Annotated in this window: 28 protein-coding genes; 8 read left to right on the forward strand and 20 right to left on the reverse strand. The window is 60.1% G+C overall.

Annotation, left to right across the window (positions count from 1 at the left end):
• The 6 genes from cysW to AC1RBA_RS10475 all read right to left on the reverse strand — a co-directional run bounded on the left by cysW (position 1) and on the right by AC1RBA_RS10475 (position 4858).
• On the reverse strand, positions 1-927 hold the full coding sequence (gene cysW, locus AC1RBA_RS10450) for a sulfate ABC transporter permease subunit CysW (protein WP_492401901.1): 927 nt from the start codon (positions 925-927) through the stop codon (positions 1-3).
• Positions 924-1733, reverse strand: coding sequence for a sulfate ABC transporter permease subunit CysT (gene cysT / locus AC1RBA_RS10455; RefSeq protein ID WP_070224513.1), 810 nt, complete (start codon positions 1731-1733; stop codon positions 924-926). The genes cysW and cysT overlap by 4 nt, the downstream gene beginning before the upstream one ends.
• A gap of 313 nt (positions 1734-2046) precedes the next feature.
• A complete protein-coding gene (locus AC1RBA_RS10460; RefSeq protein ID WP_070224512.1) occupies positions 2047-2685 on the reverse strand; it encodes a peroxiredoxin in 639 nt (212 codons plus the stop codon).
• A 43-nt stretch (positions 2686-2728) separates the two neighbouring features.
• Entirely contained in the window at positions 2729-3295 is a 567-nt protein-coding gene (locus tag AC1RBA_RS10465; RefSeq protein WP_492418014.1) for an RBBP9/YdeN family alpha/beta hydrolase, read from the reverse strand.
• A gap of 44 nt (positions 3296-3339) precedes the next feature.
• A complete protein-coding gene (locus tag AC1RBA_RS10470) occupies positions 3340-4344 on the reverse strand; it encodes a sulfate ABC transporter substrate-binding protein (protein WP_230502522.1) in 1005 nt (334 codons plus the stop codon).
• A gap of 130 nt (positions 4345-4474) precedes the next feature.
• The gene (locus tag AC1RBA_RS10475; protein WP_070224509.1) at positions 4475-4858 is read right to left on the reverse strand and encodes a diacylglycerol kinase; all 384 of its coding nucleotides are present in this window, start codon (positions 4856-4858) and stop codon (positions 4475-4477) included.
• 153 nt (positions 4859-5011) lie between these two features.
• Here AC1RBA_RS10475 and AC1RBA_RS10480 point away from each other — a divergent pair, with 153 nt between their 5' ends.
• On the forward strand, positions 5012-5791 hold the full coding sequence (locus AC1RBA_RS10480) for an IclR family transcriptional regulator (protein WP_046685991.1): 780 nt from the start codon (positions 5012-5014) through the stop codon (positions 5789-5791).
• 107 nt (positions 5792-5898) lie between these two features.
• On the opposite strand, the gene pbpG is transcribed toward AC1RBA_RS10480, so the two are convergent.
• The 3 genes from pbpG to AC1RBA_RS10495 form a co-directional block, all read right to left on the reverse strand.
• On the reverse strand, positions 5899-6972 hold the full coding sequence (gene pbpG, locus AC1RBA_RS10485; RefSeq protein ID WP_492418017.1) for a D-alanyl-D-alanine endopeptidase: 1074 nt from the start codon (positions 6970-6972) through the stop codon (positions 5899-5901).
• A gap of 177 nt (positions 6973-7149) precedes the next feature.
• Positions 7150-7869 carry a nitroreductase gene (locus AC1RBA_RS10490; protein WP_492418019.1) on the reverse strand — a complete coding sequence of 240 codons (720 nt, stop codon included), beginning with the start codon at positions 7867-7869 and terminating at the stop codon, positions 7150-7152.
• Positions 7870-7883: 14 nt separating this feature from the next.
• A complete protein-coding gene (locus AC1RBA_RS10495) occupies positions 7884-8810 on the reverse strand; it encodes a DMT family transporter (RefSeq protein WP_409027992.1) in 927 nt (308 codons plus the stop codon).
• Positions 8811-9161: 351 nt separating this feature from the next.
• Between AC1RBA_RS10495 and AC1RBA_RS10500 the strand changes: the two genes are divergently transcribed.
• Positions 9162-9728, forward strand: coding sequence for a phasin family protein (locus AC1RBA_RS10500; RefSeq protein WP_070224506.1), 567 nt, complete (start codon positions 9162-9164; stop codon positions 9726-9728).
• 153 nt (positions 9729-9881) lie between these two features.
• Here the strand turns inward: AC1RBA_RS10500 and AC1RBA_RS10505 are convergent, their stop codons facing one another.
• From AC1RBA_RS10505 to AC1RBA_RS10530, 6 genes are all read right to left on the reverse strand, one after another.
• Positions 9882-10601, reverse strand: coding sequence for an ABC transporter ATP-binding protein (locus tag AC1RBA_RS10505; RefSeq protein ID WP_070312809.1), 720 nt, complete (start codon positions 10599-10601; stop codon positions 9882-9884).
• The gene (locus tag AC1RBA_RS10510; protein ID WP_034747484.1) at positions 10598-11371 is read right to left on the reverse strand and encodes an ABC transporter ATP-binding protein; all 774 of its coding nucleotides are present in this window, start codon (positions 11369-11371) and stop codon (positions 10598-10600) included. The genes AC1RBA_RS10505 and AC1RBA_RS10510 overlap by 4 nt, the downstream gene beginning before the upstream one ends.
• A 12-nt stretch (positions 11372-11383) precedes the next feature.
• Complete coding sequence (locus AC1RBA_RS10515) at positions 11384-12601, reverse strand: ABC transporter permease subunit (RefSeq protein ID WP_230502517.1); 1218 nt, start codon at positions 12599-12601, stop codon at positions 11384-11386.
• Positions 12602-12632: 31 nt separating this feature from the next.
• Positions 12633-13562 carry a branched-chain amino acid ABC transporter permease gene (locus tag AC1RBA_RS10520; RefSeq protein WP_070224504.1) on the reverse strand — a complete coding sequence of 310 codons (930 nt, stop codon included), beginning with the start codon at positions 13560-13562 and terminating at the stop codon, positions 12633-12635.
• A gap of 299 nt (positions 13563-13861) precedes the next feature.
• Positions 13862-14809 carry a 4-hydroxy-3-methylbut-2-enyl diphosphate reductase gene (gene ispH, locus AC1RBA_RS10525; protein ID WP_070224502.1) on the reverse strand — a complete coding sequence of 316 codons (948 nt, stop codon included), beginning with the start codon at positions 14807-14809 and terminating at the stop codon, positions 13862-13864.
• Positions 14810-14818: 9 nt separating this feature from the next.
• Complete coding sequence (locus AC1RBA_RS10530) at positions 14819-15274, reverse strand: FKBP-type peptidyl-prolyl cis-trans isomerase (protein ID WP_070224501.1); 456 nt, start codon at positions 15272-15274, stop codon at positions 14819-14821.
• 120 nt (positions 15275-15394) lie between these two features.
• Here AC1RBA_RS10530 and radC point away from each other — a divergent pair, with 120 nt between their 5' ends.
• The 3 genes from radC to rpmG all read left to right on the forward strand — a co-directional run bounded on the left by radC (position 15395) and on the right by rpmG (position 16743).
• Positions 15395-16069: a RadC family protein gene (gene radC / locus AC1RBA_RS10535; protein ID WP_070301434.1), complete on the forward strand. Its 675-nt coding sequence runs from the start codon at positions 15395-15397 to the stop codon at positions 16067-16069.
• Between the two features lie 247 nt (positions 16070-16316).
• Positions 16317-16553, forward strand: a complete 237-nt coding sequence (gene rpmB / locus AC1RBA_RS10540; RefSeq protein WP_010400928.1) for a 50S ribosomal protein L28 — start codon at positions 16317-16319, stop codon at positions 16551-16553.
• A 22-nt stretch (positions 16554-16575) separates the two neighbouring features.
• The gene (gene rpmG, locus AC1RBA_RS10545) at positions 16576-16743 is read left to right on the forward strand and encodes a 50S ribosomal protein L33 (RefSeq protein ID WP_010400929.1); all 168 of its coding nucleotides are present in this window, start codon (positions 16576-16578) and stop codon (positions 16741-16743) included.
• A gap of 131 nt (positions 16744-16874) precedes the next feature.
• Here the strand turns inward: rpmG and AC1RBA_RS10550 are convergent, their stop codons facing one another.
• The 5 genes from AC1RBA_RS10550 to AC1RBA_RS10570 form a co-directional block, all read right to left on the reverse strand.
• Positions 16875-18083, reverse strand: a complete 1209-nt coding sequence (locus AC1RBA_RS10550; RefSeq protein WP_070224499.1) for a DesA family fatty acid desaturase — start codon at positions 18081-18083, stop codon at positions 16875-16877.
• A gap of 133 nt (positions 18084-18216) precedes the next feature.
• A complete protein-coding gene (locus AC1RBA_RS10555) occupies positions 18217-19575 on the reverse strand; it encodes a mechanosensitive ion channel family protein (protein ID WP_492418021.1) in 1359 nt (452 codons plus the stop codon).
• A 122-nt stretch (positions 19576-19697) separates the two neighbouring features.
• Positions 19698-21017: an RsmB/NOP family class I SAM-dependent RNA methyltransferase gene (locus AC1RBA_RS10560; protein WP_070224497.1), complete on the reverse strand. Its 1320-nt coding sequence runs from the start codon at positions 21015-21017 to the stop codon at positions 19698-19700.
• A 21-nt stretch (positions 21018-21038) separates the two neighbouring features.
• On the reverse strand, positions 21039-21647 hold the full coding sequence (purN, locus tag AC1RBA_RS10565) for a phosphoribosylglycinamide formyltransferase (RefSeq protein WP_121670293.1): 609 nt from the start codon (positions 21645-21647) through the stop codon (positions 21039-21041).
• A 156-nt stretch (positions 21648-21803) separates the two neighbouring features.
• Positions 21804-22202 carry a barstar family protein gene (locus AC1RBA_RS10570; protein ID WP_034747450.1) on the reverse strand — a complete coding sequence of 133 codons (399 nt, stop codon included), beginning with the start codon at positions 22200-22202 and terminating at the stop codon, positions 21804-21806.
• Between the two features lie 401 nt (positions 22203-22603).
• Between AC1RBA_RS10570 and AC1RBA_RS10575 the strand changes: the two genes are divergently transcribed.
• From AC1RBA_RS10575 to AC1RBA_RS10585, 3 genes are all read left to right on the forward strand, one after another.
• Entirely contained in the window at positions 22604-23116 is a 513-nt protein-coding gene (locus AC1RBA_RS10575) for a glycine zipper 2TM domain-containing protein (protein WP_492418024.1), read from the forward strand.
• Between the two features lie 97 nt (positions 23117-23213).
• Complete coding sequence (locus tag AC1RBA_RS10580; protein ID WP_121670294.1) at positions 23214-24002, forward strand: class I SAM-dependent methyltransferase; 789 nt, start codon at positions 23214-23216, stop codon at positions 24000-24002.
• A gap of 47 nt (positions 24003-24049) precedes the next feature.
• Entirely contained in the window at positions 24050-25816 is a 1767-nt protein-coding gene (locus tag AC1RBA_RS10585; protein WP_492418026.1) for a GspE/PulE family protein, read from the forward strand.
• Positions 25817-25852 lie beyond the last annotated feature (36 nt).

Genomic DNA, 25852 nt, shown 5'->3' on the forward strand with positions numbered 1-25852 from the left:
TCAGTGCTCCGTGGAACGTAAGGCGGAATCGTCGGCGTCGCTCTCGTTCAAACGCCACTCAATAAAGGCTTTCAGGGCCAGAGTCACCAGGGCCAGCAGGGCCAGCAACGAGGCGACGGCAAACGCGGCGGCGAAGTTGTACTCGTTGTACAGAATCTCCACCTGCAGCGGCATGGTGTTCGTTTCGCCGCGGATATGGCCGGAGACCACGGACACGGCGCCGAACTCGCCCATGGCGCGGGCGTTGCACAGGATCACGCCATACAGCAGACCCCACTTGATATTCGGTAAGGTGACTCTGCGGAAAGTGTTCCAGCCCGAGGCGCCCAGCACGATGGCGGCCTCTTCCTCTTCGCTGCCCTGCGACTGCATCAGCGGGATCAGTTCGCGCGCCACGAACGGGAAGGTGATGAAGATGGTGGCCAGCACGATGCCGGGCACGGCAAACAAAATCTTGATGTCGTGCGCCTGCAGCCACGGGCCGAACCAGCCTTGGGCGCCGAACATCAGCACGTAGATCAGGCCGGAAATCACGGGCGAGACGGAAAACGGCAAGTCGATCAGGGTCAGCAAAATGCTCTTGCCGCGGAAGTCGAACTTGGCGATGCACCAGGAAGCGGCCACGCCGAATACCAGGTTCAGCGGCACGGCGATGGCGGCCGTGATCAGGGTCAACTTGATGGCGGAAATGGCGTCCGGATCGATGATGGCGGCGATATACGCTTCCCAGCCCTTCTTGAACGCTTCCGCAAACACGGCCACCAGGGGCACGATCAGGAAAGCCGTCAGAAACAGCAAGGCGATGGTGATCAATACCGTGCGCACCCACAATGGTTCCAGCACGACGGGGCCGACATTCGGCTCGAAGCGGCGCGCTGTCGGCCGCGCAGTGTCCACGCCAGCGGCGGCAGTCGTATTCGTACTCATGATTTCTTCGCCTTTCCGCGCGTCCATGCTTGCAGCAGGTTAATCGTCAACAACAACAGGAAAGACACCACCAGCATCACCACGGCGATGGCCGTGGCGCCTGCGTAATCGTATTGCTCCAGCTTGGTAATAATGAACAGCGGCGTGATTTCCGACACCATCGGCATGTTGCCGGCGATAAAGATCACGGAACCGTACTCGCCCGTGGCTCGGGCAAAGGCCAAGGCAAAGCCCGTCAGCAACGATGGCAGAATCGTGGGGAAGATAACGCGGATGAATGTTTGCAGGGAATTGGCGCCCAGGCTGGCGGCCGCTTCTTCGAGTTCCTTTTCCGCGTCTTCCAGCACCGGTTGCACGGTACGCACGACGAAGGGCAAGCCGATGAAGGTCAGCGCCACCACCACGCCCAACGGCGTGAACGCCACCTTGATGCCCAGCACGCCTTCGATGAACTGGCCGAACCAGCCGTTAGACGAATACAGGGCCGTCAGGGTGATGCCGGCCACGGCCGTCGGCAAGGCGAACGGCAAGTCGACGAGCGCGTCGATGATGCGCTTGCCGGGGAATTTATAGCGCACCAGCACCCAGGCCAGGATGCCGCCAAACACCACGTTCAGCAGGGCGGCGATCAGCGAGGCGCCAAACGTCAATCGGTACGAGGCCATCACGCGCTCGGACGTGACGGCGCTGAAGAAGGCGTCCCATGTCATGGTGAAGGTTTTCAGGAACACCGAGGACAAGGGAATGAGGACGATCAAGGCCAGGTAAAAGAGCGTGAAGCCCAGTGACAGCTTAAACCCCGGCATGACCCGAAACGGCGCTCCGCGCGCCTTGGGCGGCGCTAGTGTTGCTTCAGACATGGAAACCCCTTCTTATTACATTTTTGAGTTATAGGGCGCAATAATCACATGCAATCGTTATAAAAAGAACTAACCATTTCTCATTTGCTTAGATGGATTTTGCATACTTGCCGGCAGAATCCATGGGCGAAAAAAAACGCACCGGACAGGTGCGTTTTTTGGGTGTCACTTGAGAAACCCCTGTGAAATACCGGGGTCGGACCCTCAGGGTCCGCCCCCAGAACTTGCTTCTGGGGTACATCAGCAACTGACCCCGGAATTACTTGTTGGGCTGCGGCGTCAACCGGAGATATGGCTTGGCGGCCGTAAAGCCCTTCGGATATTTCTGCTTGATCACGTCCGGGTCTTGCACGGTCAATGGAATGATGACGTCGTCGCCATCGTTCCAGTTGCCGGGCGTGGCCACCGTGTAGCCGTCCGTCAGCTGCAGGGCGTCGATGACGCGCAGAATTTCATTGAAATTGCGGCCCGTGCTGAGCGGATACGTGAGGATCAGCCGCACTTTCTTGTTCGGGTCGATGATGAAGACGGAGCGCACGGTGGCTGTGACGGACTGTTCCGGGTGGATCATGTCGTACAGCACCGACACTTTCTTGTCGACGTCGGCGATGATGGGGAAGCCCACCACCGTGTTTTGCGTCTCTTCGATATCCTTGATCCAGCTCTTGTGCGACTCGGCCGCGTCCACGGACAGGGCGATGGCCTTCACGTTGCGCTTGTCGAATTCCGGCTTGAGCTTGGCCGTCAGGCCCAGTTCCGTCGTGCACACGGGGGTAAAGTCGGCCGGGTGGGAAAACAGCACCACCCAGGAATTGCCCGCCCACTCGTGGAACTTGAGCGGACCGATCGAGCTGTCTTGTTCAAAATCAGGGGCGACATCGCCCAGGCGTAAAGTCATCGTGATCTCCTTCAGAAGTTGTGTGGCGAAGATGTTCGTCGTATCAGGCTGCCTGACGGTGGCGCTTGTCGCTTTGTGCCAGATCAAACAGTGTTTGCAGCTGCGCCTGGCCGTAGACCCAGTCGCCAAGGCGCGATTCGGCGTTGATATGGCCCAACGCACCGCCATCAATATACTTGCAATTCCAGCGCCGCGCCCACTGCGCCGCGTGTTCGGCCGTCATCCACGGGTCCGTCTGGCTGGCGATCAGGATGCCGAGGCAAGGCAGCCGCTTTTGCGGCAATGCCTTCGCCACGCCAAACTTGTCGGGGTCGGCCGGCCCCACCAGCAGCACGCCGGCCACGCCCTGCGGGTCGCGCGCCAGGCTGTGCGCCGTCGTCAGGCAGCCGAAGCTGTGGGCGACGATGAGGGTGGGGCGCGCATCCTGCCGCCGCACCTGGTCCAGGCGCGCCGACCAGGTCGCCAGGTCGGGTTCATTCCAGTCGTCCTGCTCGACCCGCTCGAATTGCGGATACAGGCGCTGCCAGCGGCTCTGCCAGTGCTCGGGACCGCTGTTATGCAAGCCCGGCACGATCAGTACCCGGTAATCGGAAAAGCTGCGCAGCGCCATGATGGTTCCTTTTAGTAACGGTCTGGCAATCGTGCCATCCGGTATTACTTAGGCTGGTAGATCTGGTCGAAGATGCCGCCGTCGGCAAAGTGCGCCTTCTGTGCCGCCGTCCAGCCGCCGGCCACCTGCTCGATGGTGAACAGGTTGACCTTGGCGAACTGCGACGCGTATTTCTTTGCCGCCTTGTCCGTTGCCGGACGGTAGTAATTCTTGGCGATGATGTCTTGCGCCTCGTCCGTGTACAGGTAGTTCAGGTAAGCCTCGGCCACCTTGCGCGTGCCATGCTTGTCGGAAAACTTGTCGACGACGGCCACGGGCGGCTCGGCCAGGATGCTGACGGACGGCGTGATGATGTCGAACTTGGTCGGGCCCAGTTCCTTGACGGCGAGATACGCCTCGTTTTCCCAGGCGATCAGCACGTCGCCGATACCGCGCTCGACGAAGGTGGTGGTGGCGCCGCGCGCGCCGGAATCGAGCACGGGCACGTTTTTATACAGTTTGCCGAGGAAATCCTTGGCCTTCGCTTCGCTGCCGCCCGGCTGGCGCAGCGCATAACCCCAGGCTGCCAAGTGGTTCCAGCGGGCGCCGCCCGAGGTTTTCGGATTCGGCGTGATGACGGACACGCCAGGCTTGATCAGGTCATTCCAATCCTTGATGCCTTTCGGGTTGCCCTTGCGCACCAGGAAGACGATGGTCGAGGTGTAAGGCGAGCTGTTGTGCGCCAGGCGCTTTTGCCAGTCGGCGGCCAGCAGCTTGTGCTCGGCCAGGGCGTCGATGTCATAGGCCAGGGCCAACGTCACCACGTCCGCTTCCAAGCCGTCGATGACGGCGCGCGCCTGCTTGCCGGAGCCGCCGTGCGATTGCTTGATCTTGACGTTGTCGCCCGTCTTGCCTTTCCATTCCTTGGCAAATGCCGTATTCACATCCTGGTACAGCTCGCGCGTCGGGTCGTACGACACGTTGAGCAGGGTGATATCGGCAGCCTGCGCCGTTTGCAGAATGGCAAACGCGCTGATGGCGGCGGCAATGATGATTTTTTTCGACAGCATCTAAGATCCCCGTATGGTTGAACTTTCAGAGCCACCAGATTACGGCGCCGCGGCCGCAAAGAGAACGAAGCGTTTCGCCGTTTGATATGCGATTTTCGCATATGGACGGCGCGCAACGGGGATTTAGTGCTTAATAGAAGCGGTTGAACAGCACCACGGACCACGTGGCAAAGGCCAGGATGCAGGTCAGCAGCACGGCGGCGCTGCCGAAGTCCTTGGCGTTTTTCGACAGCGGATGGCGCTCGAGCGAGATGCGGTCGACCACGGCTTCGATTGCCGAATTGATCAGTTCGACGATCAGCACCAGCAGCAGCACGCCGATCAGCACCAGCTTTTCAAAGGCGGAGATGCGCAGCAGCAAGGCGATCACGGTGCCGACGACGAACAGGCCCAGTTCCTGGCGGAACGCGTGTTCATGCCGCCAGGCCGCCTTCAAGCCGTCGAGCGAGTAGAAAAAGGCGGAAAAAATCCGTTTCAAGCCGCTTTTGCTCTTGAATTCATTGACAGGTTGCATAGTTTTCCATGGTTCAAAGTCCATCCAGCCGCCAATTATGACGGCCAACATGAGAATTGTGACAATTTATTCGCTGAATATCTCGGAACATTTCACTATTTTTTCACATCATGGTATAAAGATGCATGAATACTGCATTGCACCAAATCCATCATGAAAATTGAACCGGTCGCAGCCCCAAAGACGACGATCCAGGTGATCGAACGCATGGTCGCCCTGCTTGATGCCCTGGCCAAATATTCGGACCCGGTCAGCCTGAAGGAATTGTCGAAAGTGTCCGGCCTGCACCCCTCAACGGCGCACCGCATCCTCAACGACATGGTACTGACGCGCTTTGTCGACCGCATCGAACCGGGCACGTATCGGCTGGGCATGCGCCTGCTGGAACTGGGCAATGTGGTGAAAAGCCGCCTCAGCGTGCGCGAAGCGGCGCTTGATTTCATGCGCCAGCTGCACAAGAAAACCCAGCAAACGATCAACCTGTCCGTGCGCCAGGGCGACGAGATCGTCTACATCGACCGCGCCTTTTCCGAGCGCTCGGGCATGCAGGTGGTGCGCGCCATCGGCGGCCGCGGCCCGCTGCACCTGACATCGACGGGCAAGCTGTTCCTGTCCGTCGATGAACCGAAAGCCATCCGCGCGTATGCCACGCGCACGGGGCTGGCCGGGCACAACAAGAATTCCATCACGGATCTGCAAAAGCTCGAGCGTGAGCTGAGCCTGGTGCGTGAACGCGGCTATGCGCGCGACAATGAAGAGCTGGAACTGGGCGTGCGCTGCATGGCCGCCGGCATCCGCGACGATTCGGGCAAACTGATCGCCGGCCTGTCGATCTCCGCCCCCGCCGACCGCCTGCAGGATGAGTGGCTGGTGGACCTGGTGGAAACGGCGAATCAGATTTCCGTCACCCTGGGATTCATTCCCCAAGACTAAAGCACTGCCGTATAAAAATGTTCAGGGCAAGGCGCACTAACGAAGACAGTACGACTAGTACGGCGAGTTAGTGCAACGCAGCCCTGGACATTCGCATTGAAACTTAATCAACCGCCGGGCAGGCTCATGTTGGCAGGTTTGAGTGCCTCCAGCCACTTGCGCATGCGTCCCGCATCGGCCGTACGCGACTGTTTCCCCTTGGAATCGAGGAAGACCATGATCACGGCCCGTCCTTCGATGACGGCCTGCATCATCAGACAACGTCCCGCCTCATTGATGAAGCCCGTCTTTTGCAAGCCGATTTCCCAGCCCGGGTTGGCCACCAGATGATTCGTATTGCCAAACTGCATAGGCTGGCCGCTGGCTTCGACGATGGCTTTCGGGTCCGTCGAGTACTCGCGCAGCAGCGGATGGCGGAAGGCGGCCATGGCCAGCTTGCCCAGGTCGCGCGCGCTGGCCACGTTCATTTTCGACAAGCCGCTGGAATCGACGTAATGCGTATCCATCATGCCCAGCTGGCGCGCCTTGCTGTTCATGGCGTCGACAAACGCCGGCAAGCCGCCCGGATAATTGCGGCCCAGCGCCGAAGCGGCGCGGTTTTCCGAGCTCATCAGCGCGATGTGCAGCATATTCGCGCGCGTCAATTGCGAGCCCACTTTCAGGCGCGAGCTGCTGAACTTGGCGCGGTCGACGTCCTCGTCCGTAATCGTCAGCAATTCATCCATGTCCTGGTGCGCTTCGACCACCACCAGGCCCGTCATCATCTTGGTGATGGAGGCGATGGGCAGGGCGACATTCGAATTCTTTTCAAACAGCACTTCCGAATTGTTCTGGTCCAGCACCAGCGCCACACTCGACTTGAGGTCGAGCGGATCGCGCGTGAGGTTCAGGCCCGCCAGGTCGCCCATGGTCGGCATCGGTGCGGCCATGGGCACGGCCACGCTGCTGACTTTTTGATAGATGACCTTGCGTTTGCCGCGCACCATGACGACCCGGCGCACGCTCTTTTCGCGTGGCGCGGCCGTCGCGCCCTTGCGCAGCACGATCTTGATTTTCTTGGTGTTGTGTTTCTTGGAGGCTGAGGATTTGCCGTTCGCTTCCCTGGCGTGCACGGCCGCAGCCGGCGCCAATGCAAACAGCAGGGAAGCCAGGATACCCAGCGCAAGTTTAAACTTAGCCATTCGATAATTCCCCGTGAAGCTGTTGCCTTATTGCAGTGTAGCGAAATGCAGAGTATTCGCAAGCCTATTTAACAGTTAGGACAGTATTTATTGCAGCACTGAAATACAAATCGTTGGCGATCAGCAAACAAGCTCATCTTTGAGCGGCTGTTTGCCGGCGTCCATCGCCAGCAATGTCTATTTGTCCATGAATTTAACAAAACCGGCCAGCGGCTCGCGTTCCGTGCTCAGGCGGTTCTCGATCTTGTCCGGGTCGGCATAGCCGAGGGCCATGCCGCATACCACCATTTCGCTGGCCGGTATGCCCAGCTCGTCGCGGATGATGTCATGGTAATGGATGAAGGCCGCTTGCGGGCACGTGTCGAGTCCCCGCGCACGCGCCGCCAGCATGATATTTTGCAAGAACATGCCGTAATCGAGCCAGGAACCCTGTTCCAGCACCCGCTCGATGGTAAAGATCAGGCCCACGGGCGCATCGAAAAACTGGAAATTGCGTCCATGCTGGGCCGCCATGCCGGCCGTGTCGCCCCGCTCCAGCCCCAGCAGCTGATACAGGTCCAGGCCGATCTTGCGGCGGCGCTCGATGAACGGCGCCGTCCACTGGCGCGGGTAATAGGTATACGACGCCGTGCGCGCGGGCGCATCGGGTGCCTTGGGCTCGGCATACGCGGCCAGGATGCGGCGCGACAGGCGCAGGCGCGCCTCGCCCGACAGCACGTAGACTTTCCACGGCTGCATATTGGCCCCCGAGGGCGCGCGCGCCGCCACTTCCAGGATGCGCGCGATATCGTCCTGCGCCACCGGCGTGGGTAAGAAGGCGCGGATCGAACGGCGCGACAGGATGACGCTATCGACGGCTTGCTGCGCCGCCTGTGTTTCAGATACTGGCTTGCTCACTGCGCTGCTCCCTGCTATTTCTTGACTACAAACACCACACCGACCACGGCCACCAGCATGCCGGCGATGCCCAGCATATTAAAGGCTTCGCCAAACATCAGCCAGGCCATCACGGCGGTCGTGGGCGGCGTCAGGTACAGCAAACCCGTCACTTTCGTCGCGTCGCTGCGGCGGATCAGGGCGAACAGCAGGAAGATGGCGCCGATCGACAGCACGAGTACCGACCACAGCAAGGCGCCAATAAAATTCGCCGTCCATTGGACGTTGCTGAAATGCAAGTCCAAGCCTTCGTAATACAAGGCGAATGGCAAGACCACGACGATGGAAGCGGCAAACTGCACCACCGTGCCGGTGCGCAAGTCGAACTGCGGACAGTGGCGTTTTTGATACATGGTGCCGGCCGTCATCGACAGCAGGGCGAACACGCACAGCAGCACGCTTTCCACCGTCAGGCCCACGAGGTTGATCTTCGCGTAGACGACCAGGGCCACGCCCAGCAAGCCAAAGAACAGGCCCAGCCACTGACGCGGGCGCACGGATTCGCCGATCAGCGGCGCGGCGCAGGCCGTCAGCACGGGTTGCATGCCGACGATCAGGGCCGACAGGCCAGCCGGCATGCCTAGCTTGATGGCGCACCAGACGCCAGCCAGGTAGCCGGCCTGCATCAGGATGCCGGCCACGGCGATCTGGCGGAACTGCCCCACGGGCCACGGCGCGCGCAACAGCAGCACCAGCGGCAGCAGGATCACCAGCACGCCCAGGAAGCGCAGCAGCAAAAAGGTCAGCGGCGGTGCGTACGGCAAGCCGAACTTGGCCACGATAAAACCTGTGCTCCATAACAACACGAAGAAACCAGGCAAGGCCATCGGTGCCAGGGTCGTCAGGAAAGGGGTTTTGGAGGCTTTGCCGCTGGCGCCAGCCGCGGCGGGAAGATTGGACATGGTATCAACTCGGGAAACAGGATCGGCACCGGAGAGCTGCGCCAGTGCGGGAGGCAAAGTCTAGCATGCTGCGCCGCGATCGTCCCCGCAGCCACTGGAAATGATAGTTTAGACATAAACCATTGACACGTAGAAATCAAATATTTCTCTTTAGAAACAATGACTTTTGATGCAAATCTATTCAATTGTTGCATCGCACAAGAAACGCTTGACTTCGTTTTTTTTCGCCGTAGAATAGGGTTTGTTGCGTTGCACAATTCTTGTTCAGCTTGAAAAATTTAGATTCACCTGCTTTCCCAAACGGTACACGCAGCATCAAATTAACCAGATTTCGATTTTTTGGAGATTTATATGTTTTCAATTCCTGAGCAATTTTCGTCCGCTACCAAAGCCAACCTGGAAGCCCAATTCGCCCTGTTCTCGTCGCTGACGGGCAAAGCCTTCGAAGGCATCGAAAAGATCGTCGAACTGAACCTGACCGCTGCCAAAGCGACTCTGGAAGAATCGACCGCCGCCGCCAAGCAATTGCTGTCGGCAAAAGATCCACAAGAATTCTTCTCGCTGAGCGCTGCTCAAGCCCAGCCTAGCGCCGAAAAAGCCATCGCTTACGGCCGTCACCTGGCTGCCATCACGTCGGGCACGCAAGCCGAGTTCAGCAAAGCTGCTGAAACGCAAATCGCTGAAACCAACCGTAAAGTCCTGTCCCTGGTGGAAGAAGTCACCAAGAACGCGCCAGCCGGTTCGGAAAACGCCGTTGCCATCCTGAAAAGCGCCATCGGCAACGCCAATGCAGGCTACGAGCAGTTCTCGAAAACCAGCAAGCAAGCCGTCGAAGCCATCGAAGCGAACCTGACCTCGGCCGTGAACCAGTTCACGCAAGCGGCTGAAAAAGTCGTTCCGCGCGCTGCCGCCAAGTAATTCCTGCGCGACCGCCACGGCGGTCCGCTAAGTAATCCTCGGGGGTTACTTTAGTACCAGCTCCTCCAGGCATCCATCCCGCACTTCCCTGACGGATGCCATTATGCCCCAGCCCTGCTGGGGCATTTTTTATGCGCTTTTACTTTCCCGCCCTTACTCTCCCAGATACGCCGCCTTCACGCGCGGATCGTCGAGCATGGCCGCCGCATTGCCGCCCATGGTGACCAGGCCGGAATCCATCACATAGCCGCGGTGCGCCGCCTGCAGGGCCAAACGGGCATTCTGTTCGACCAGCAAGATCGTGATGCCTTCGGACGACACCTTGCGGATCACCTCGAAGATTTTCTCGACCATGATGGGCGACAAGCCCATCGACGGCTCGTCGAGCAGCAGCAGCTTCGGATGGCTCATCAGGGCGCGCGCCATGGCCAGCATCTGCTGCTCGCCGCCCGACAGGGTGCCCGCCATCTGCGCCGCCCGCTCCTTGAGGCGTGGAAACACGTCGAACCACTTGGCAATGTCATCCTCGACACCAGCCTTGTCCGTGCGCGTGTAGGCGCCCATCATGAGGTTTTCGCGGATCGACATGCGCGTAAACACGCCCCGCCCTTCCGGCACCATGGCCAGCTTCCGCTCCACCAGGTGAAACGATTTCGTGCCCTTGAGCGATTCGCCCAGGTAACTGATCGTGCCTTCGACTTTGCATGCAGGCAAGGTGCCCGTGATGGCTTTCAAGGTCGTCGTCTTGCCGGCGCCGTTCGCACCGATCAGGGCGATCAGCTCGCCCTGGTTGACTTCCAGGTCGATGCCTTTCACGGCCTTGATGCCGCCGTAAGCCACGTGCAGGCCCGCCACCTTCAATATATTGCTCATGCGTGCGATCCCCCCAGATAAGCCTCAATGACGGCCGGGTTTTGTTGTATTTCGGCCGGCAAGCCTTCCGCGATGCGCTTGCCATACTCGAGCACCGTGATGCGGTCGCACAGTCCCATCATCAGTTTCACGTCGTGCTCGATCAACAGCACGGTCTTTCCTTCAGCCTTGATTTTCACCAGCAACTCGCGCAGGGCCAGCTTCTCCGTGGCATTCATGCCGGCCGCCGGCTCGTCGAGTGCCAGCAGTTGCGGGTCGGTGGCCAGCGCGCGGGCGATTTCCAGGCGCCGTTGGTCGCCGTACGACAAGAAGCGCGCCGTGCGGCTGGCGAACTGGGCGATGCCGACGAAATCGAGCAGCTCCATCGCCCGCTTGCGGATCGATGCTTCTTCCTCGCGCGCCGCCTTGTGGCGGAAGATGGCGCCGAACACGCCCTGGTGCGAGCGCACGTGGCGCCCCACCATGACGTTTTCCAGCGCCGTCATGTCGCCAAACAGGCGGATGTTCTGAAACGTGCGCGCGATGCCCGCCTTGGCCACCTTGTGCGGCGCGGACGGCGAATACGGCTTGCCGGCCAGCTCGAAAGTGCCCGTGTCGGGCTGGTACAGGCCCGTGATCACGTTGAAGAAGGTCGTCTTGCCGGCACCGTTCGGGCCGATCAAGCCATAGATCTGCCCTTGTCGGATGGTAATGCCCACATCGGTGAGCGCCTGCAAGCCGCCGAAACGTTTATTTACGCCAGCGATATTGAGAATGATCTGTTCGCTCATGCTATCCCTCCCTTACGCGGACACGACGCCGGTGGATTTGTTGGGCTGGTCGACATCGTGGTCGGGCCGGTCTTCGTGCTTCGGCGATGGCCACAAGCCGGCGGGACGTATAAGCATAATAAGTACCATGGCCAGACCGTACAGCAACTGGCGCAAGACTTCAGCGTCGATGATGATCTCGCCAAACAGCGCCTTCTGCGCCGGCTCGACGACATGGCGCAACACTTCGGGTATCGAAGCAAGGATCACGCCGCCGAGGATCACGCCAGGGATATGGCCGATGCCGCCCAGCACGACCATGGCCAGCACGGCGATCGATTCCGTCAAGGAGAACGATTCCGGCGCGACAAAGCCCTGGAACGAGGCGAACATGGCGCCCGCCACGCCGCCGAACGAGGCGCCCATGGAAAAGGCCAGCAATTTGACGTTGCGCGTATTGATGCCCATGGCCTTGGCGGCGATCTCGTCTTCGCGGATGGCCACCCAGGCGCGGCCCAGGCGCGAATGCTGGAGGCGCTTGGTGACGAACACGACAGCGATGCACAGGAAGAGAAACAAAAAGTAATAGGCGTTCACGGACGGCATGGAAAAACCGGCCACCGTCACGGTGCTGTTGGTGCCCGCCTCGCCCGCCAGGTTGACGCCGAAGATGCGGATGGGGTCAACCATGTTGATGCCTTGCACGCCATTCGTGAAATTGATGGGCTCATTCAAGTTGCCCATGAAAATACGGATGATCTCGCCAAAGCCCAGGGTCACGATAGCCAGATAGTCGCCGCGCAACTTGAGCGTTGGCGCGCCCAGCAGGGCGCCGAACAGACCGGCCACGGCAGCGGCCAGGGGCACGATGATCCAGATCGACAGGTGGACGCCGTTTTCGCGGATTTCCGGCCCCATCAGTTGCACCAGGGTTTCACCCAGCACGGGATACTGATTTACCACCGATTCGAGCAGGATGGCGAACTGGGGCGACGCCAGCAAGGCCGTCAGGTAGGCGCCCACGGCGTAGAAGGCGATGTAGCCGAGGTCGAGCAGGCCGGCAAAGCCGACGACGATGTTCAAGCCCAGGGCCAGCATGATGTACAGCAAGGCCATGTCGACGATGCGCACCCACGAATTGCCGAACTGGGCGGCAAAAAACGGGAACACCATCAGCAGCGCGGCCAGGCCCAGCATGCCGGCGTAGGCTTTGGTCGGATTTTTCTTAGCGTCAAAATCGAGTAGTGCCATGATGGTCAACTCCTTGTTTTTATGGATGACGTCAGGCGCGGTCGGCCACGCGTTCGCCCATGATGCCGGACGGGCGCAGGGTCAGCACGATGATCAGCACGATGAAGGCAAAGATATCCTGGTAATTGCTACCGAGGAAACCAGCGGTGAGATAGGCGATATACCCGGCACCAAGGCTCTCGATGAGGCCCAGCAGGATGCCGCCCAGCATGGCGCCATAGATATTGCCGATGCCGCCCAGCACGGCCGCGCAAAATGCCTTCAGCCCGGGAAGCGCTCCCATCGAAAACTTTACCGAGGCATAGTTGGCGCCCCACATCACGCCCGCCACGGCGGCCAGCGCGGCGCCAATGGCGAACGTGGCGACGATGACCTTGTCGGAATCGACACCCATGAGGCCCGCCACGCGAGGATTCTCCGCCGTGGCCCGCATGGCGCGGCCCATCTTGGTTTTCTCAATAAGTAAGACCAGGGATCCCATGGAAATGGCGGCCAGGGCCAGCAGCAATACTTGCGTTTGGGAAATAACAGCGCCACCGATGTGCAGCGGGTCGGTCGACAGCAACTGGGGAAATGGCAGCGGATTGCGCGTCCAGATCATCATGGCGAAGGTTTGCAGCAGGATGGAGACGCCGATGGCGGTAATCAGGGGAGCGAGGCGGGGGGCGTTGCGCAGGCGGCGGTAGGCGACCCGCTCGATGAAGATGTTGACCAGAATACAAATGGGGATGGCGCCGAGGATGGCGGTGGCCAGTTTCAAATAGCCGGGCCAGTCCGGCACATAAATGCCCAGCAGCTTGAGAATGGTCAAGCCCACCATGGCGCCGATCATGAGCACGTCGCCGTGGGCGAAGTTGATCAGGTTCAACACGCCATACACCATGGTGTAACCGAGGGCGATCAAGGCATACATGCTGCCCAACACCAAGCCGTTGATGATTTGCTGGATGAATGTATCCATGGTCAGATTGCCCTATCAAATATGCATTTTTCGGGAACAACTTCCGCCGGAACATGTCGCTGATAAAAAAACGGCACCGGAGGAAGAAATCCTGCAGTGCCATCCCTGGACCGTTCTCACCAGCATGGTGCACGCACTCAAAACGCGCGTGACCTTGCTTAGTCATAACGACAACATATTCAAGCTTGAGGCAATCATAACGATCTTTTGCAAAAACTAAACTTGGAATAAAACGATCATTTCCGAATTAAATTTTGTTTTGAGGTGACTCCTCATCGATACTCAATCGTCCCGCAGGCTCAGGCGACGTCGCGCTTGATGCCATCGAGGCCTTTCGGCATCGGGAACGTGACGGCTTCCTGCACGCCATCGAGGGGGCGCACGCTCTTCACGCCGCACTCTTTCAAGCGGTCGATGACGGCTTGCACCAGCACCTCGGGCGCCGAGGCGCCAGCCGTGACACCCACGCGCAGCTTGCCTTCCAGCCAGGCGGGGTCGATCTGCGAGGCATTGTCGACCATGTAGGCAGGCGTGCCCATCTTCTCGGCCACTTCGCGCAAGCGGTTCGAATTCGAGCTGTTCGGGCTGCCCACAACGATCACCACTTCCACTTGCGGCGCCATGAATTTCACGGCTTCCTGGCGGTTCGTGGTGGCGTAGCAAATGTCGCCTTTTTTCGGCTCGGCGATATTCGGATATTTCGCTTTCAAGGCCGCAATAATGTCGCTGGTGTCGTCAACTGACAACGTTGTTTGCGAAACATAGGCCAGGCTCTCCGGATTGGCGACCTGCAATTTCGCCACATCTTCGAGCGTTTCCACCAGATGCATGCCCATATCGGCCTGGCCCATCGTGCCTTCCACCTCGGGATGGCCGTCGTGGCCGATCATGATGATCTCGCGGCCTTCGCGGCGCATCTTGCCCACTTCCATGTGCACCTTGGTGACGAGCGGGCAAGTGGCATCAAAAATGCTCAGGCCGCGCGATTCCGCCTCGGCGCGTACGGCTTTCGACACGCCATGCGCGGAAAACACGAGCGTATTGCCAGCAGGCACGTCGTCGAGGTCATCGATGAAGATGGCGCCCTTGTTGCGCAAGTCGGCCACCACATAGGCGTTGTGGACAATTTCATGACGCACGTAGATCGGTGCGCCAAATTGCTGCAAGGCGCGCTCGACGATTTCGATCGCCCGGTCGACGCCAGCGCAGAAACCGCGGGGCTGGGCCAGTAACAGTTCTTTATCCATCGCTATTCCTTACAGGACCGAAATGAGCTTGACTTCAAAACGCAACGGCTGGCCCGCCAGCGGATGGTTGAAATCGAACAGGGCGGAGTCCTCACGCATTTCGCGCAGCACGCCGGCAAAGCGGCCGCCGCCCGGCGCGGCGAAGTCGACCAGGTCGCCGATCTTGTAGTCGGCGCCCGGCACGGAGTTTTCGTCCAGGGTCGCGCGCGAAACGGACTGCACCAGCTCGGGATTGCGCTCGCCAAAGCCTTCGCCGGCCGCCAGCTCGAACGTCTGGTGCGTGCCTTCAGGCAAGCCCAGCAGACGCTGCTCAAGGAATGGCGCCAGCTGGCCCTGTCCCAGCATCAAGGTAGCAGGATTTCCGCTGAAGGTAGTGACAATATCAGTACCGTCAACAGTAGCAAGACGATAATGCAGGGTGAGGTAAGCCGCTTCGGTGACGACTGCTGGTTGCTCGTTGGACATAGTAGTTTTCAGGTAACTGGTGCAAAACGATATTGTAAGCCACACTGGCCGCGCCTGCCCCATGGCTTCGTCAAAGAAGGCCACACTGGGGCGCGCGCCGGTGCCAAACAGGAGAACAGCATGGGCATCAAGGATTGGCCGGCCGGCGAACGGCCGCGCGAACGCCTGATCGAGGATGGCGCGCAATCGCTGTCGGACGCGGAATTGCTGGCCGTCTTCCTTCGCACGGGCGTGCGCGGCAAGAGCGCCGTCGAGCTGGCGCGCGACACGGTCGAGCACTTCGGCTCCCTGCGGGGCCTGTTTGGCGCCAGCCTCGTGAGTTTTTCCGCCGTGCACGGCATGGGCAGCGCCAAGTTCGCGCAGCTGCAAGCGGTGCTGGAACTGGCGCGGCGCGCCATCATCGAGGACTTGCAGGCGGGACAAGCCCTCAATTCGCCGCACGCCGTCAAAGACTATTTGCGCCTGACCCTGGGCAACCTGGCGCATGAAGCGTTTCACGTGTTGTTTTTGGACGTCAAGAACCGCCTGATCACGACACAGGAAATGTTTCGCGGCACCCTCACCCACACCAGCGTGTATCCACGCGAAGTGGTGAAACAGGCGCTGCTGCACAACGCGGCCAGCGTCATGCTGGCCCATAACCACCCGTCCGGCACGCCGGAACCGAGCGAGTCGGATCTATTACTGACGCGCGCGCTGGTGCAAGCCCTGTCGCTGGTGGACGTGCGCATCCTCGACCATTTCGTCGTGGCCGGGCGGCAAGTGCATTCGTTTGCGGAACACGGCCAGATCTAAGCCGGCGCCAGCCGATTCACAGTTAACCATGTGTAAACAAGGACATACGTGACAGCAGAGGGACTGTTATCTAGCAGTAAACGACGCGGTTTACCAGCGGCTTCCCTATGAAGAATAGGCAGACGTCAAATTGTTAAATTTTTTCAATACAACATGACACAATTGTTTTTCGCAAGTCATTGATAAATCTGCTTATTTTGGATATACTCTCGTTTTTCCAATTTGGAATATCTTTAAGGAGTGCGCCATGGCACGTGTTTGCCAAGTCACTGGGAAGAAGCCGATGGTCGGCAACAATGTTTCCCATGCAAACAACAAAACCAAACGTCGTTTTTTGCCTAACTTGCAGAATCGTCGTATTTTTGTTGAATCTGAAAACCGCTGGGTCTCCCTGCGTTTGTCCAACGCCGGTCTGCGCGTCATCGATAAAGTCGGCATCGACGCCGTATTGGTCGATATGCGCGCTCGTGGCGAAAAAGTCTAATTAGCAGAATAAGGGAGCTATCATGGCAAAATCAGGCCGCGACAAAATCAAGTTAGAATCGACCGCCGGTACGGGTCACTTCTACACGACTACCAAAAACAAGCGTACGACGCCTGCGAAAATGGAGATCATGAAATTCGATCCTAAAGCACGCAAGCACGTCACGTACAAAGAAACCAAAATCAAGTAATTGATCTTGTGTTCTGTAAAAAGAGCCGCTCCGATGAGCGGTTTTTTTTCGCCCTGATTTTTAGCCCCTTCCCTTGTGCCGGGACGAAAAAAAGGCCCTGGAAACCAGGGCCTCGATATGCGGCAGCTTACCTATGCATAACTGCGCAGGCGCAAGGAGAAATCCTGCAGCGACTGGATACCCGACGCTTCGGCGCGCGCGCACCAGTCTTGCAGCTTCTGCAGCAATTGCTCGCGCGTAAAGTGCGAGCGCTCCCAGATGGCGCCCAGCTCGACGCGCATGTGGTGCATGGTTTCCAGCGCCTTGCTGTGCTGGAACAGTTCCGACAGTTGCTCGTGGTGTGCATCGGCCAGCTTGCCCGGCTCGCGCTGCATCAGCTTGCGCGACGATTTCAGGAAGCGCTTTTCCAGCTCGGCCTTGTGCTTCAGGTGTTCCAGCTCTTCCTTCCAGGCATGCTTGATCGATTTCGCATACTTGGCCATCACGTCGTAGCGGTTGGCGATGACCGATTGCAAGGTCTCGAAGTCCGCTTCCAGCTTGCCGTGCGAGAACTTCGGCTCCGGCGCCAGCTTTTTCACCTTGGCCAGGCCCAGCATTTCCAGCGCGCGGATGTACGCCCAGCCGATATCGATTTCATACCATTTCGACGACAGCTTGGCCGACGTGGCATAGGTATGGTGATTGTTGTGCAACTCTTCGCCGCCGATCAGGATGCCGAACGGAATGATGTTGGTGGCCGCATCGGCGCAGTCGTAGTTGCGGTAGCCCCAGTAGTGGCCGATGCCGTTGATGATGCCGGCCGCCGTGATGGGGATCCACATCATTTGCACGGCCCACACGGAAATGCCAATCACGCCGAACAACACGAAATTGATGACGAACAGCGACACCACGCCCAGCCAGCTGTACTTGGTGTACAGGTTGCGCTCGATCCAGTCCGTCGGCGTGCCGTGGCCATATTTCGCCATGGTTTCCATGTTCTTCGATTCAGCGCGGTACAGCTCGGCGCCTTCCCAGAACACTTTCTTGATGCCGCGCGTCACGGGGCTGTGCGGATCTTCTTCCGTATCGCACTTGGCATGGTGCTTGCGGTGAATGGCGGCCCACTCCTTGGTGACCTGGCCCGTCGTCAGCCACAGCCAGAAACGGAAGAAATGGCTGGGAATCGCATGCAATTCCAGCGCGCGGTGGGCCTGGTGGCGGTGCAGGTAAATCGTGACGCTGGCGATCGTGATGTGCGTGACCACCATGGTGTACAGGAAAACTTGCCATGCGGACAGATCGGTAATGCCAGTGGCCATGAACTGCAAAACGTCGTGTAAAACGGAACTCAATGTCATTACTACTACTCCAAGTGGACAGGGCGTGCGCACGGTCGCTCCAGTGACTCTGGAGGTCCGGCAGAGTTAATTTTAGGCGTGATTGTACGCCCTAATGGGTGCTATCAGGCAAAAACGGAGGCAGGCAGCGAGGTTAAGGCTGGGTGCCGGATGGCGGGGACTCACCGTCTGCCGCGCTGGCGAGCGGGGCAGGAGGCGTACCAACAATACGCAATTCGCGTTGCGGAAACGGTACAGTGACCTTATGTTCCTGCAAGGTGCGCCAGATGGCGCGGTTCACATTCGACTTCACGCCGCCCGTGCCGTTTTCCGGATCCGCGATCCAGAAACCGATCTGCACGTCGAGACCGTCGGCGCCGAAACGCACGAGCGTCGCCGAGGGCGGATTGCTTTGCGACACACGCGGCACCTTGGCCGTCGCCGCTTCCAGCAAGGGGAAGATCACATCGAGATCCGTTTCATAGCCCACCGACACGGCCGTCGACAGCCAGACCATGCGGTTGCTCAGCGACATGTTCTGCACGCCGCCGGAAATCAGCATCTCATTCGGCACAATGGATTCAACGCCATCGCCACCCAATAACACAGTATAGCGCGTATTGATCTGCGTGACCTTGCCCGTGAATTGACCGACCGTGATCATGTCGCCGATGGTCAGGCTGCGGTCGAGCAGGATGATGAAACCGGACACAAAGTTCGCGGCGATCTTTTGCAAGCCGAAGCCCAGCGCCACGCCGAAGGCGCCGCCAAATACGGACAACACCGTCAAGTCGATGCCCACCAGCGACAGGCTGACCAGCACGGAAACGAGAATCAGCACGGCGCGCCCCATGCGCGACAGCACCACGCGCAGGGAAGTGTGCAAGCCCTGCATTTTCATCAGGCGCTCGTCGAGCGAGGTGCCGGCCCACATGGCCAGCACCAGCAGCACGGCGACCGAAATAGCGGCTTGCAAGATGGCAGCCACCGACACCTTGTTGCGTCCCAGCGGCACGACGATGCTTTCCAGGAAGGTATGCAGTTCCGGCCACAGGCCCGTGATGTACAGGGCCATGCCGGCCCACACCACCACCGTGAAAATCTTTTCCAGCAACAACATGGTGGGACTGATGTCGCCATGACGGGCAAAAATGCGGCGCAGCACATAAAAGCCGAAGCGCACCAGCGCCATCGACGTGCACAGGGGGATGGCAATGCTGAGCAGGTTCACCGACTGGAACTTGGCCAGGAAATGTTGCGCAATGCCCAGCAGCATGGCCGCCAGCACGGGCGTCAAAATGCGGATGAAACTATCCGTGCGCTGCAGGGTTTCCGGCGTGGCTGGCGTCGTCGCCGCTTCCGCCCGCTTGTGCAGGAACACGCGCAACTGCCGCACCAGCAGCCAGCTCAGCGCCAGGCAGGCAAGGATGACCAGCGCCTGCCACAGGATGGCCGGTTGGCGGAAATCGTCGACAAAATCAGTGATCAGGTTGAGCAGCGGGGTTTCATTCATGGCGGATGCGGTCCGGAAGGTGGGGCGAAGGTGGTACGGATGGGGAGTGATCCCATGCCGCCAGGCGGGCTGGCGGCATTGAAGGGCGCCGCTGCAGGGTGCAGCGGCGGCCCGTGACAGGCTTACTCGGCTGGTTCAGCGTCAACGTCGTCGGCCGGCTTTTCATCGGCGTAGACTTTTTTCGGCATGACCTTGCGCTCGAACACGGCGGCGAAGAAGCCGTCCGTCTGGTGCAGGTGCGGCAGCAATTTCAGGTAGTCGCCCATTTCCAGTTCGATCTTCTGTTCGGCCAGCACCTTGCTCATCGGCACCAGGGTGAAGTCGGGGTTGGCCGCCAGGAATTGCTCGGCGATCTGATCGTTTTCTTCGTTCAGGAAGCTGCAGGTGGCGTACACCAGGCGGCCGCCGCCCTTGACCAGGCGCGCCGCGCCGGCCAGGATCGCTGCCTGCTTGGCTTGCAGCTCGACGATGGAGTTCGGCTGCTGGCGCCATTTGACGTCCGGATTGCGGCGCAGGGTGCCCAGGCCGCTGCACGGGGCATCGACCAGCACGCGGTCGATCTTGCCGGCCAGGCGCTTGATCTTGGCATCGCGCTCATGCGCGATCTGCACCGGATGCACGTTCGACAGGCCGCTGCGGGCCATGCGCGGCTTGAGCTTGGCCAGACGCTTTTCCGACACGTCGAACGCGTACAGACGGCCCGTGTTGCGCATCAGCGCGCCCAGCGCCAGGGTCTTGCCGCCCGCGCCGGCACAGAAATCGACCACCATCTCGCCGCGCTTGGCGCCGACGATCTGCGACAGGATCTGGCTGCCCTCATCCTGCACTTCGATGGCCCCGCTCTGGAACAATGGCAGGTTTTGCAGCGATGGCTTCTTGATCACGCGCAAACCCAGCGGCGCAAACGGCGTCGGCGTGCTGAGAATCGGCGCTTCGGCCAGGGCCAGCATCACGTCTTCGCGCGTGGCCTTGAGCGAATTGACGCGCAAGTCCAGCGGCGCCGGCGCGTTCAGCGCATCGGCCAGCTTCATGGTTTCCGCTTCGCCGAACTGGGCGATCAGCTTGTCGAACAGCCAGGTCGGCATATTGGCGCGCATGTTCGCCGGCATCAGGCTGCGGTCGATCTGCGTGATGCGTTCCAGCCATTCCACTTCTTCTTCCGTCAGGCCGCCCAAGGAGTCGGCGCCCACGGCTTCGGCCAGGCCGAGGATGGTCAGGCGGCGCATGGTCGGGCCGCTGCCCGCTTCGGCGAAATCGGTAAAGAACGATTTATTGCGCAGCACGGCATAAATGCCTTCGGCGATGGCGCCGCGTTCGCGCGAACCGAGGCGCGGATGGTCGCGGAAATAGCGCGACAAGGTCGTGTCGGCCGGGGCCGTGAAACGTAAAATTTCGCGCAACACTTCTTCAGCATTGGCAAGTATCGCTGGTGGCAATCTCATTGTTATTCTTCCTGTAATATTTTATTGAGGGTCCACGCGGACCTGGCCATGCTCGACCGACAGTTTATCGTCAATGAACAGGCGGATGGCGCGCGGGTAAAGCAGATGTTCCTGTACCAGCACGCGCGCCGATAAGCTGTCTTCTGTGTCGCCCGGCAAGACGGGGACTGTTACGCTCGCCACGGCCGGGCCATGATCGAGCTCGGCAGTCACGAAATGCACGGTCGCGCCGTGTTCCGTTACGCCCGCCTCGAGCGCCTGGCGGTGCGTCGCCATGCCCGGGAACAGCGGCAGCAGCGACGGGTGGATATTGAGCATGCGCCCCGCGTAATGTTCGACGAAGGGCGGCGTCAGGATGCGCATGAAACCGGCCAGCACGACCAGGTCGGGGGTGTAGCCGTCGATCACGGCCTGCAGCGCCGCATCGAACTGTTCGCGGCTGGCATAATCCTTGTTGGCAACAACTGCCGTCGCTATCCCATGTTCCGCGGCAAAAACCAGTCCCTGGGCGTCGGCCCGGTTACTGATGACGGCGGCAATACGGGCTGGCCATTGCTCGGCTTGCGCCGCGCGCACGACCGCTTCCATGTTGCTGCCGCGTCCGGAAATGAGGATAACGATATTTTTCATAGCGCGCATTGTACCCGCTATGGCGATGCGAACCAAGAAAGGCCGCTATTATTGTTGCGGCGCAACATAGCGACCGGGCCGCCGCCGCTGCCCGATTACGCCGCCCGATCAGGGCATGAAAGGCTGGTTTGACGCCTCCGCGGCGTGAGTAGGTGCTTACTCGAACGAATAGAAGACGCGGAACGGGACTTTCTTTTCGGCCCAGTAGTCGGCCGCGTCGCGGAACACGTCGAGCAGGATCTCGCGCGCTTCCTTGTCGAATTTTTGCGTATTTGGCAATTGCTCGAGCACCACCAGGAAGCCCGTCTGCGTGCCCGCCTTGAACATGGTGTCCGTCAGGCACAGGCGCAGGGCATCGAAATTCTTCGCCAGGTTTTTCGGAAACAGGAAGGCTTCCGCAATAATGCCGATGACTTGTTGTTTGGTCTGTCCAGCGTTGCAATGCGCATATAAAAAGTGCTGCCCGAGACGGATCGCCTCGTCTTGTAATTCGGTCACGCGAAAGGCACGGATGGACTGGACAAGGTTGGGCGGCACGGTTAGTAACAAACTCATTTTTCCCTCAAATCGACCTGTTATGTATGGATTTTTTCTAGCTGCTCGTCTTATTGCATCCCCGCACGCGGGTCAATGCGCACGCGGTGATTCGATCTGTATCAACTTTTATGCGATTCAGTGCGATTTTATATAAGCCATACGCGTATTAGGGTAACGTGTTGTCCTGCATGAATCAACCCGAATATGATGTCAAACGCAAGATTTGTTACAAACCGCTGGTTTCAAGTCACTTCAACATCTTGTATCGATTGAAAGTGCATGTTACAGACTGTGGGGCAAGGGGCTTGGGCTGTTACATTTTGTTGCCATGCGAAACACTTGCCCCGGTCTGGCGGGATTACTATAGTCCCAAGTTGTAAAAAATACCCTGAAAGATTCTCTAGATAACGAGGTTACAAATGAACTTGCAAGCCAAATTGATGTTGTCAGCCGTTTGTCTCGGCACATTGCCACTCGCCCTGGCCGCCGACTTTGAAGATTTCGGCAAGGTCGTACGCGTCGTGCCGCAAGTGGAACAGATCAACCGTCCACGCCAGGAATGCCGTACGGAATACGTGCAAGTCCAGGCACCGCCGCAACAGCGCAGCGCTGGCGGCTCCATCGTCGGCGGTATCGCCGGCGCCCTGCTCGGTAGCCAGGTCGGTGGCGGCAATGGCCGCACGGCAGCAGCAGCGGCGGGCGCGATCGCCGGCGCCGTCGTGGGCGACCGCGTCGACAACCAGAACAATTACCAGGGCGGCATGCAGGAACAAGCCGTCAAGCAATGCCGCCAAGTCGACCACTGGGAATCGCGCAACAATGGCTACCAGGTCACCTACGACTACCGCGGCCGCAACTACACGAGCATCATGTCCTACGATCCGGGCGAGCGCATCCGTCTGCGCGTCTCGATCGAGCCAGCTCAGCAGTAAGCGTAACAACCGGCCCCTACCATGCCAGCCCCAGCGGCTGGCATTTTTTATGGCGCCCCGGCACGGGCTATAATGCGGCACACTTTCAGGCCGCCCTATGCTTATCAAACGAAAATCCATCGAACAAGTCGAATCCTCGCGCCCTGCGCGCAAGCCCCGCTACGCCCCTGTCACGCTGTCGGAAATGGATGGCGTGCGTTATCTGCATTTCGGCACGGAATGGGTGCAGGGCGCCATGCGCATCCGCAAGCCGGACTGGCCGGAGCTCGAATATGCGCAGCAGATGATGGCGTGGATGCTGTGGATCGAGCAGCCGCAGCGCATCGCCCAGCTGGGCCTGGGCACGGCCGCGCTGACCAAGTTCTGCTACCGCCAGTTCCCGCAGGCGCAAGTCGAGGCCATCGAACTCAATCCTTCCGTCATCGCCATCTGCGCCTCGATGTTCAAGCTGCCGCCCAACGACGAGCGCCTGCACGTGCGCGAGATGGATGCGCTCGACTACGTCAACGATGAAGCCAACCACGGCACCCTGGACGCCCTGCAAGTGGACCTGTACGACGCCACGGCACGCGGTCCCGTGCTCGACAGCGCCGATTTCTATGCCGCCTGCTGCGCTTGCCTGGCGCCGCACGGCATCATGACGGTCAACCTGTTCGGCGACCATCCCAGCTACGCAAAGAACATCAAGGCGATGAAGTTTGCGTTTGCGCAGGTGATCTGCCTGCCGGAAGTCCATGATGGGAACGTAGTGGCGATCGCGTTCAAGACGAAAGTGGCACTCGATGCCGAAGCGCAAGCCGCCTTGCTGGAACGCGCCAAGCAGATCGTCGCCGAGACGAAGCTGCCCGCCAAGACCTGGGTCAAGGGCATCGTCAGCACCCTGTAAGCGCCGGCATTACCAGGCTAGGCCGGCAGTCCTGAAAGACGCCGGCCATGCCCGCTTCCCCGCCTCCCTCTCCCATCTCGCCCGACACGCCGCTGGAACTGCCGCAACTGCTGGCCTGGCTTCAGGAAGACGGCTTGCTCGACGCAGTGCAAGCAGCCGCCATCGCCACCCAGGCCGCCCTGCTGCCGGCGCCCGCCTTGCATCCGCTGTGCAGCATCGCCCACGGCGCACTGACGCTCGATACCCTGTGCGCGTGGCTGGCGCAACGCGCGAGCTTGCCGTATCTGCGCATCGATCCCCTGCACATCGATTTCAGCCAGGTGGCCGACGTCATGACGGCCGGCTACGCGGCCCGCTTCAACATCCTGCCAGTGGAAAGCACGCTTGACCGCATCGTCATCGCCACGGCCCAGCCCTACGCGCTCGCTTGGCAGGCGCAGCTGGGCAACCTGGCGCCGCGCAAGCTGAGCCTGGTCATCGCCAACCCGCTGCACATCGCCGACGCCATCGCGCAATTTTTCAGCCTGGCCACCTCCGTCAAGGTGGCCAGGCAAGCATCCACGCAAGACCTGGCGCTGCGCCACAATTTCGAGCAGCTGGTGGAACTGGGGCGCAACAAGACCAGCCTCGACGCCAACGACCAGCACGTGGTGCGCATCGTCGACTGGCTGTGGCAGTATGCGTTCGCCCAGCGCGCGTCCGACATCCACCTGGAACCGAAGCGCGACGCGGGCCTCGTGCGCCTGCGCATCGACGGCCGCCTGCACCAGGCCTATCAATTGCCGCCCGTCGTCATGCTGGCCATGACGGCGCGCATCAAGTTGCTCGGGCGCATGGATGTGGTGGAAAAGCGCCGCCCCCAGGATGGCCGCATCAAGACGCGCAATGCGCAAGGGCAGGAAATCGAGCTGCGCCTGTCGACCTTGCCCACGGCCTTCGGCGAAAAGCTCGTCATGCGCATCTTCGATCCGGAAGTGGCCGTCAAGAGTCTCGCCGAACTGGGCTTTCCGCCCGCGGACGCCGAACGCTGGCGCCAGCTGACGGCGCGCACGCACGGCATCGTGCTGGTCACGGGTCCCACGGGCTCGGGCAAGACCAGCACCCTGTACAGCACCCTGAAGGCGCTGGCCGGCAGCGAAGTCAATGTGTGCACGGTGGAAGACCCCATCGAAATGGTCGAGCCGGCCTTCAACCAGATGCAGGTGCAAACCCAGGCCGGCATCGAACTGTCGTTTGCCGACGGCGTGCGGGCGCTGATGCGGCAAGATCCCGACATCATCATGGTCGGCGAGATCCGCGACCTGGCCACGGCCGAGATGGCCATCCAGGCGGCGCTGACGGGCCATCTGGTGCTGTCGACCCTGCATACCAACGACGCGCCCTCGGCCGTCATGCGCCTGCTGGAACTGGGCTTGCCCGCCTATCTGCTGGAAGCGTGCCTGATCGGCGTGCTGGCGCAGCGCCTGCTGCGCTGTCTGTGCCCGGACTGCAAACAGCCGGGCGGCGCCCCGGACGATGCTGCCTGGCAGCGCCTGACGGGCGGCCAGCTGGAACGGCCCCACGCCATGTACCGCCCCGTCGGCTGCGCCCGGTGCAGGCACAGCGGCTACCTGGGGCGGGCCGGCATTTATGAACTGCTGAGCGTGACGGAAACGTTCGGCCAGCAGGTCAAGGCGGGCGCCGACCTGCACGCCTTGCGCCGCCAGAGCATCCTCGACGGCATGACGCCGCTGCGCCTCGCTGGCGCGCGCAAGATCATCGATGGCACGACCAGCATCGACGAAGTACTGAAGCTCACGGCCGCCCTGCATTGAGCCATCTTCATTTTCGTGCAGGAATGCTTTGCATTC

This window comes from Janthinobacterium sp. GW823-FHT03B06 (assembly GCF_058796955.1).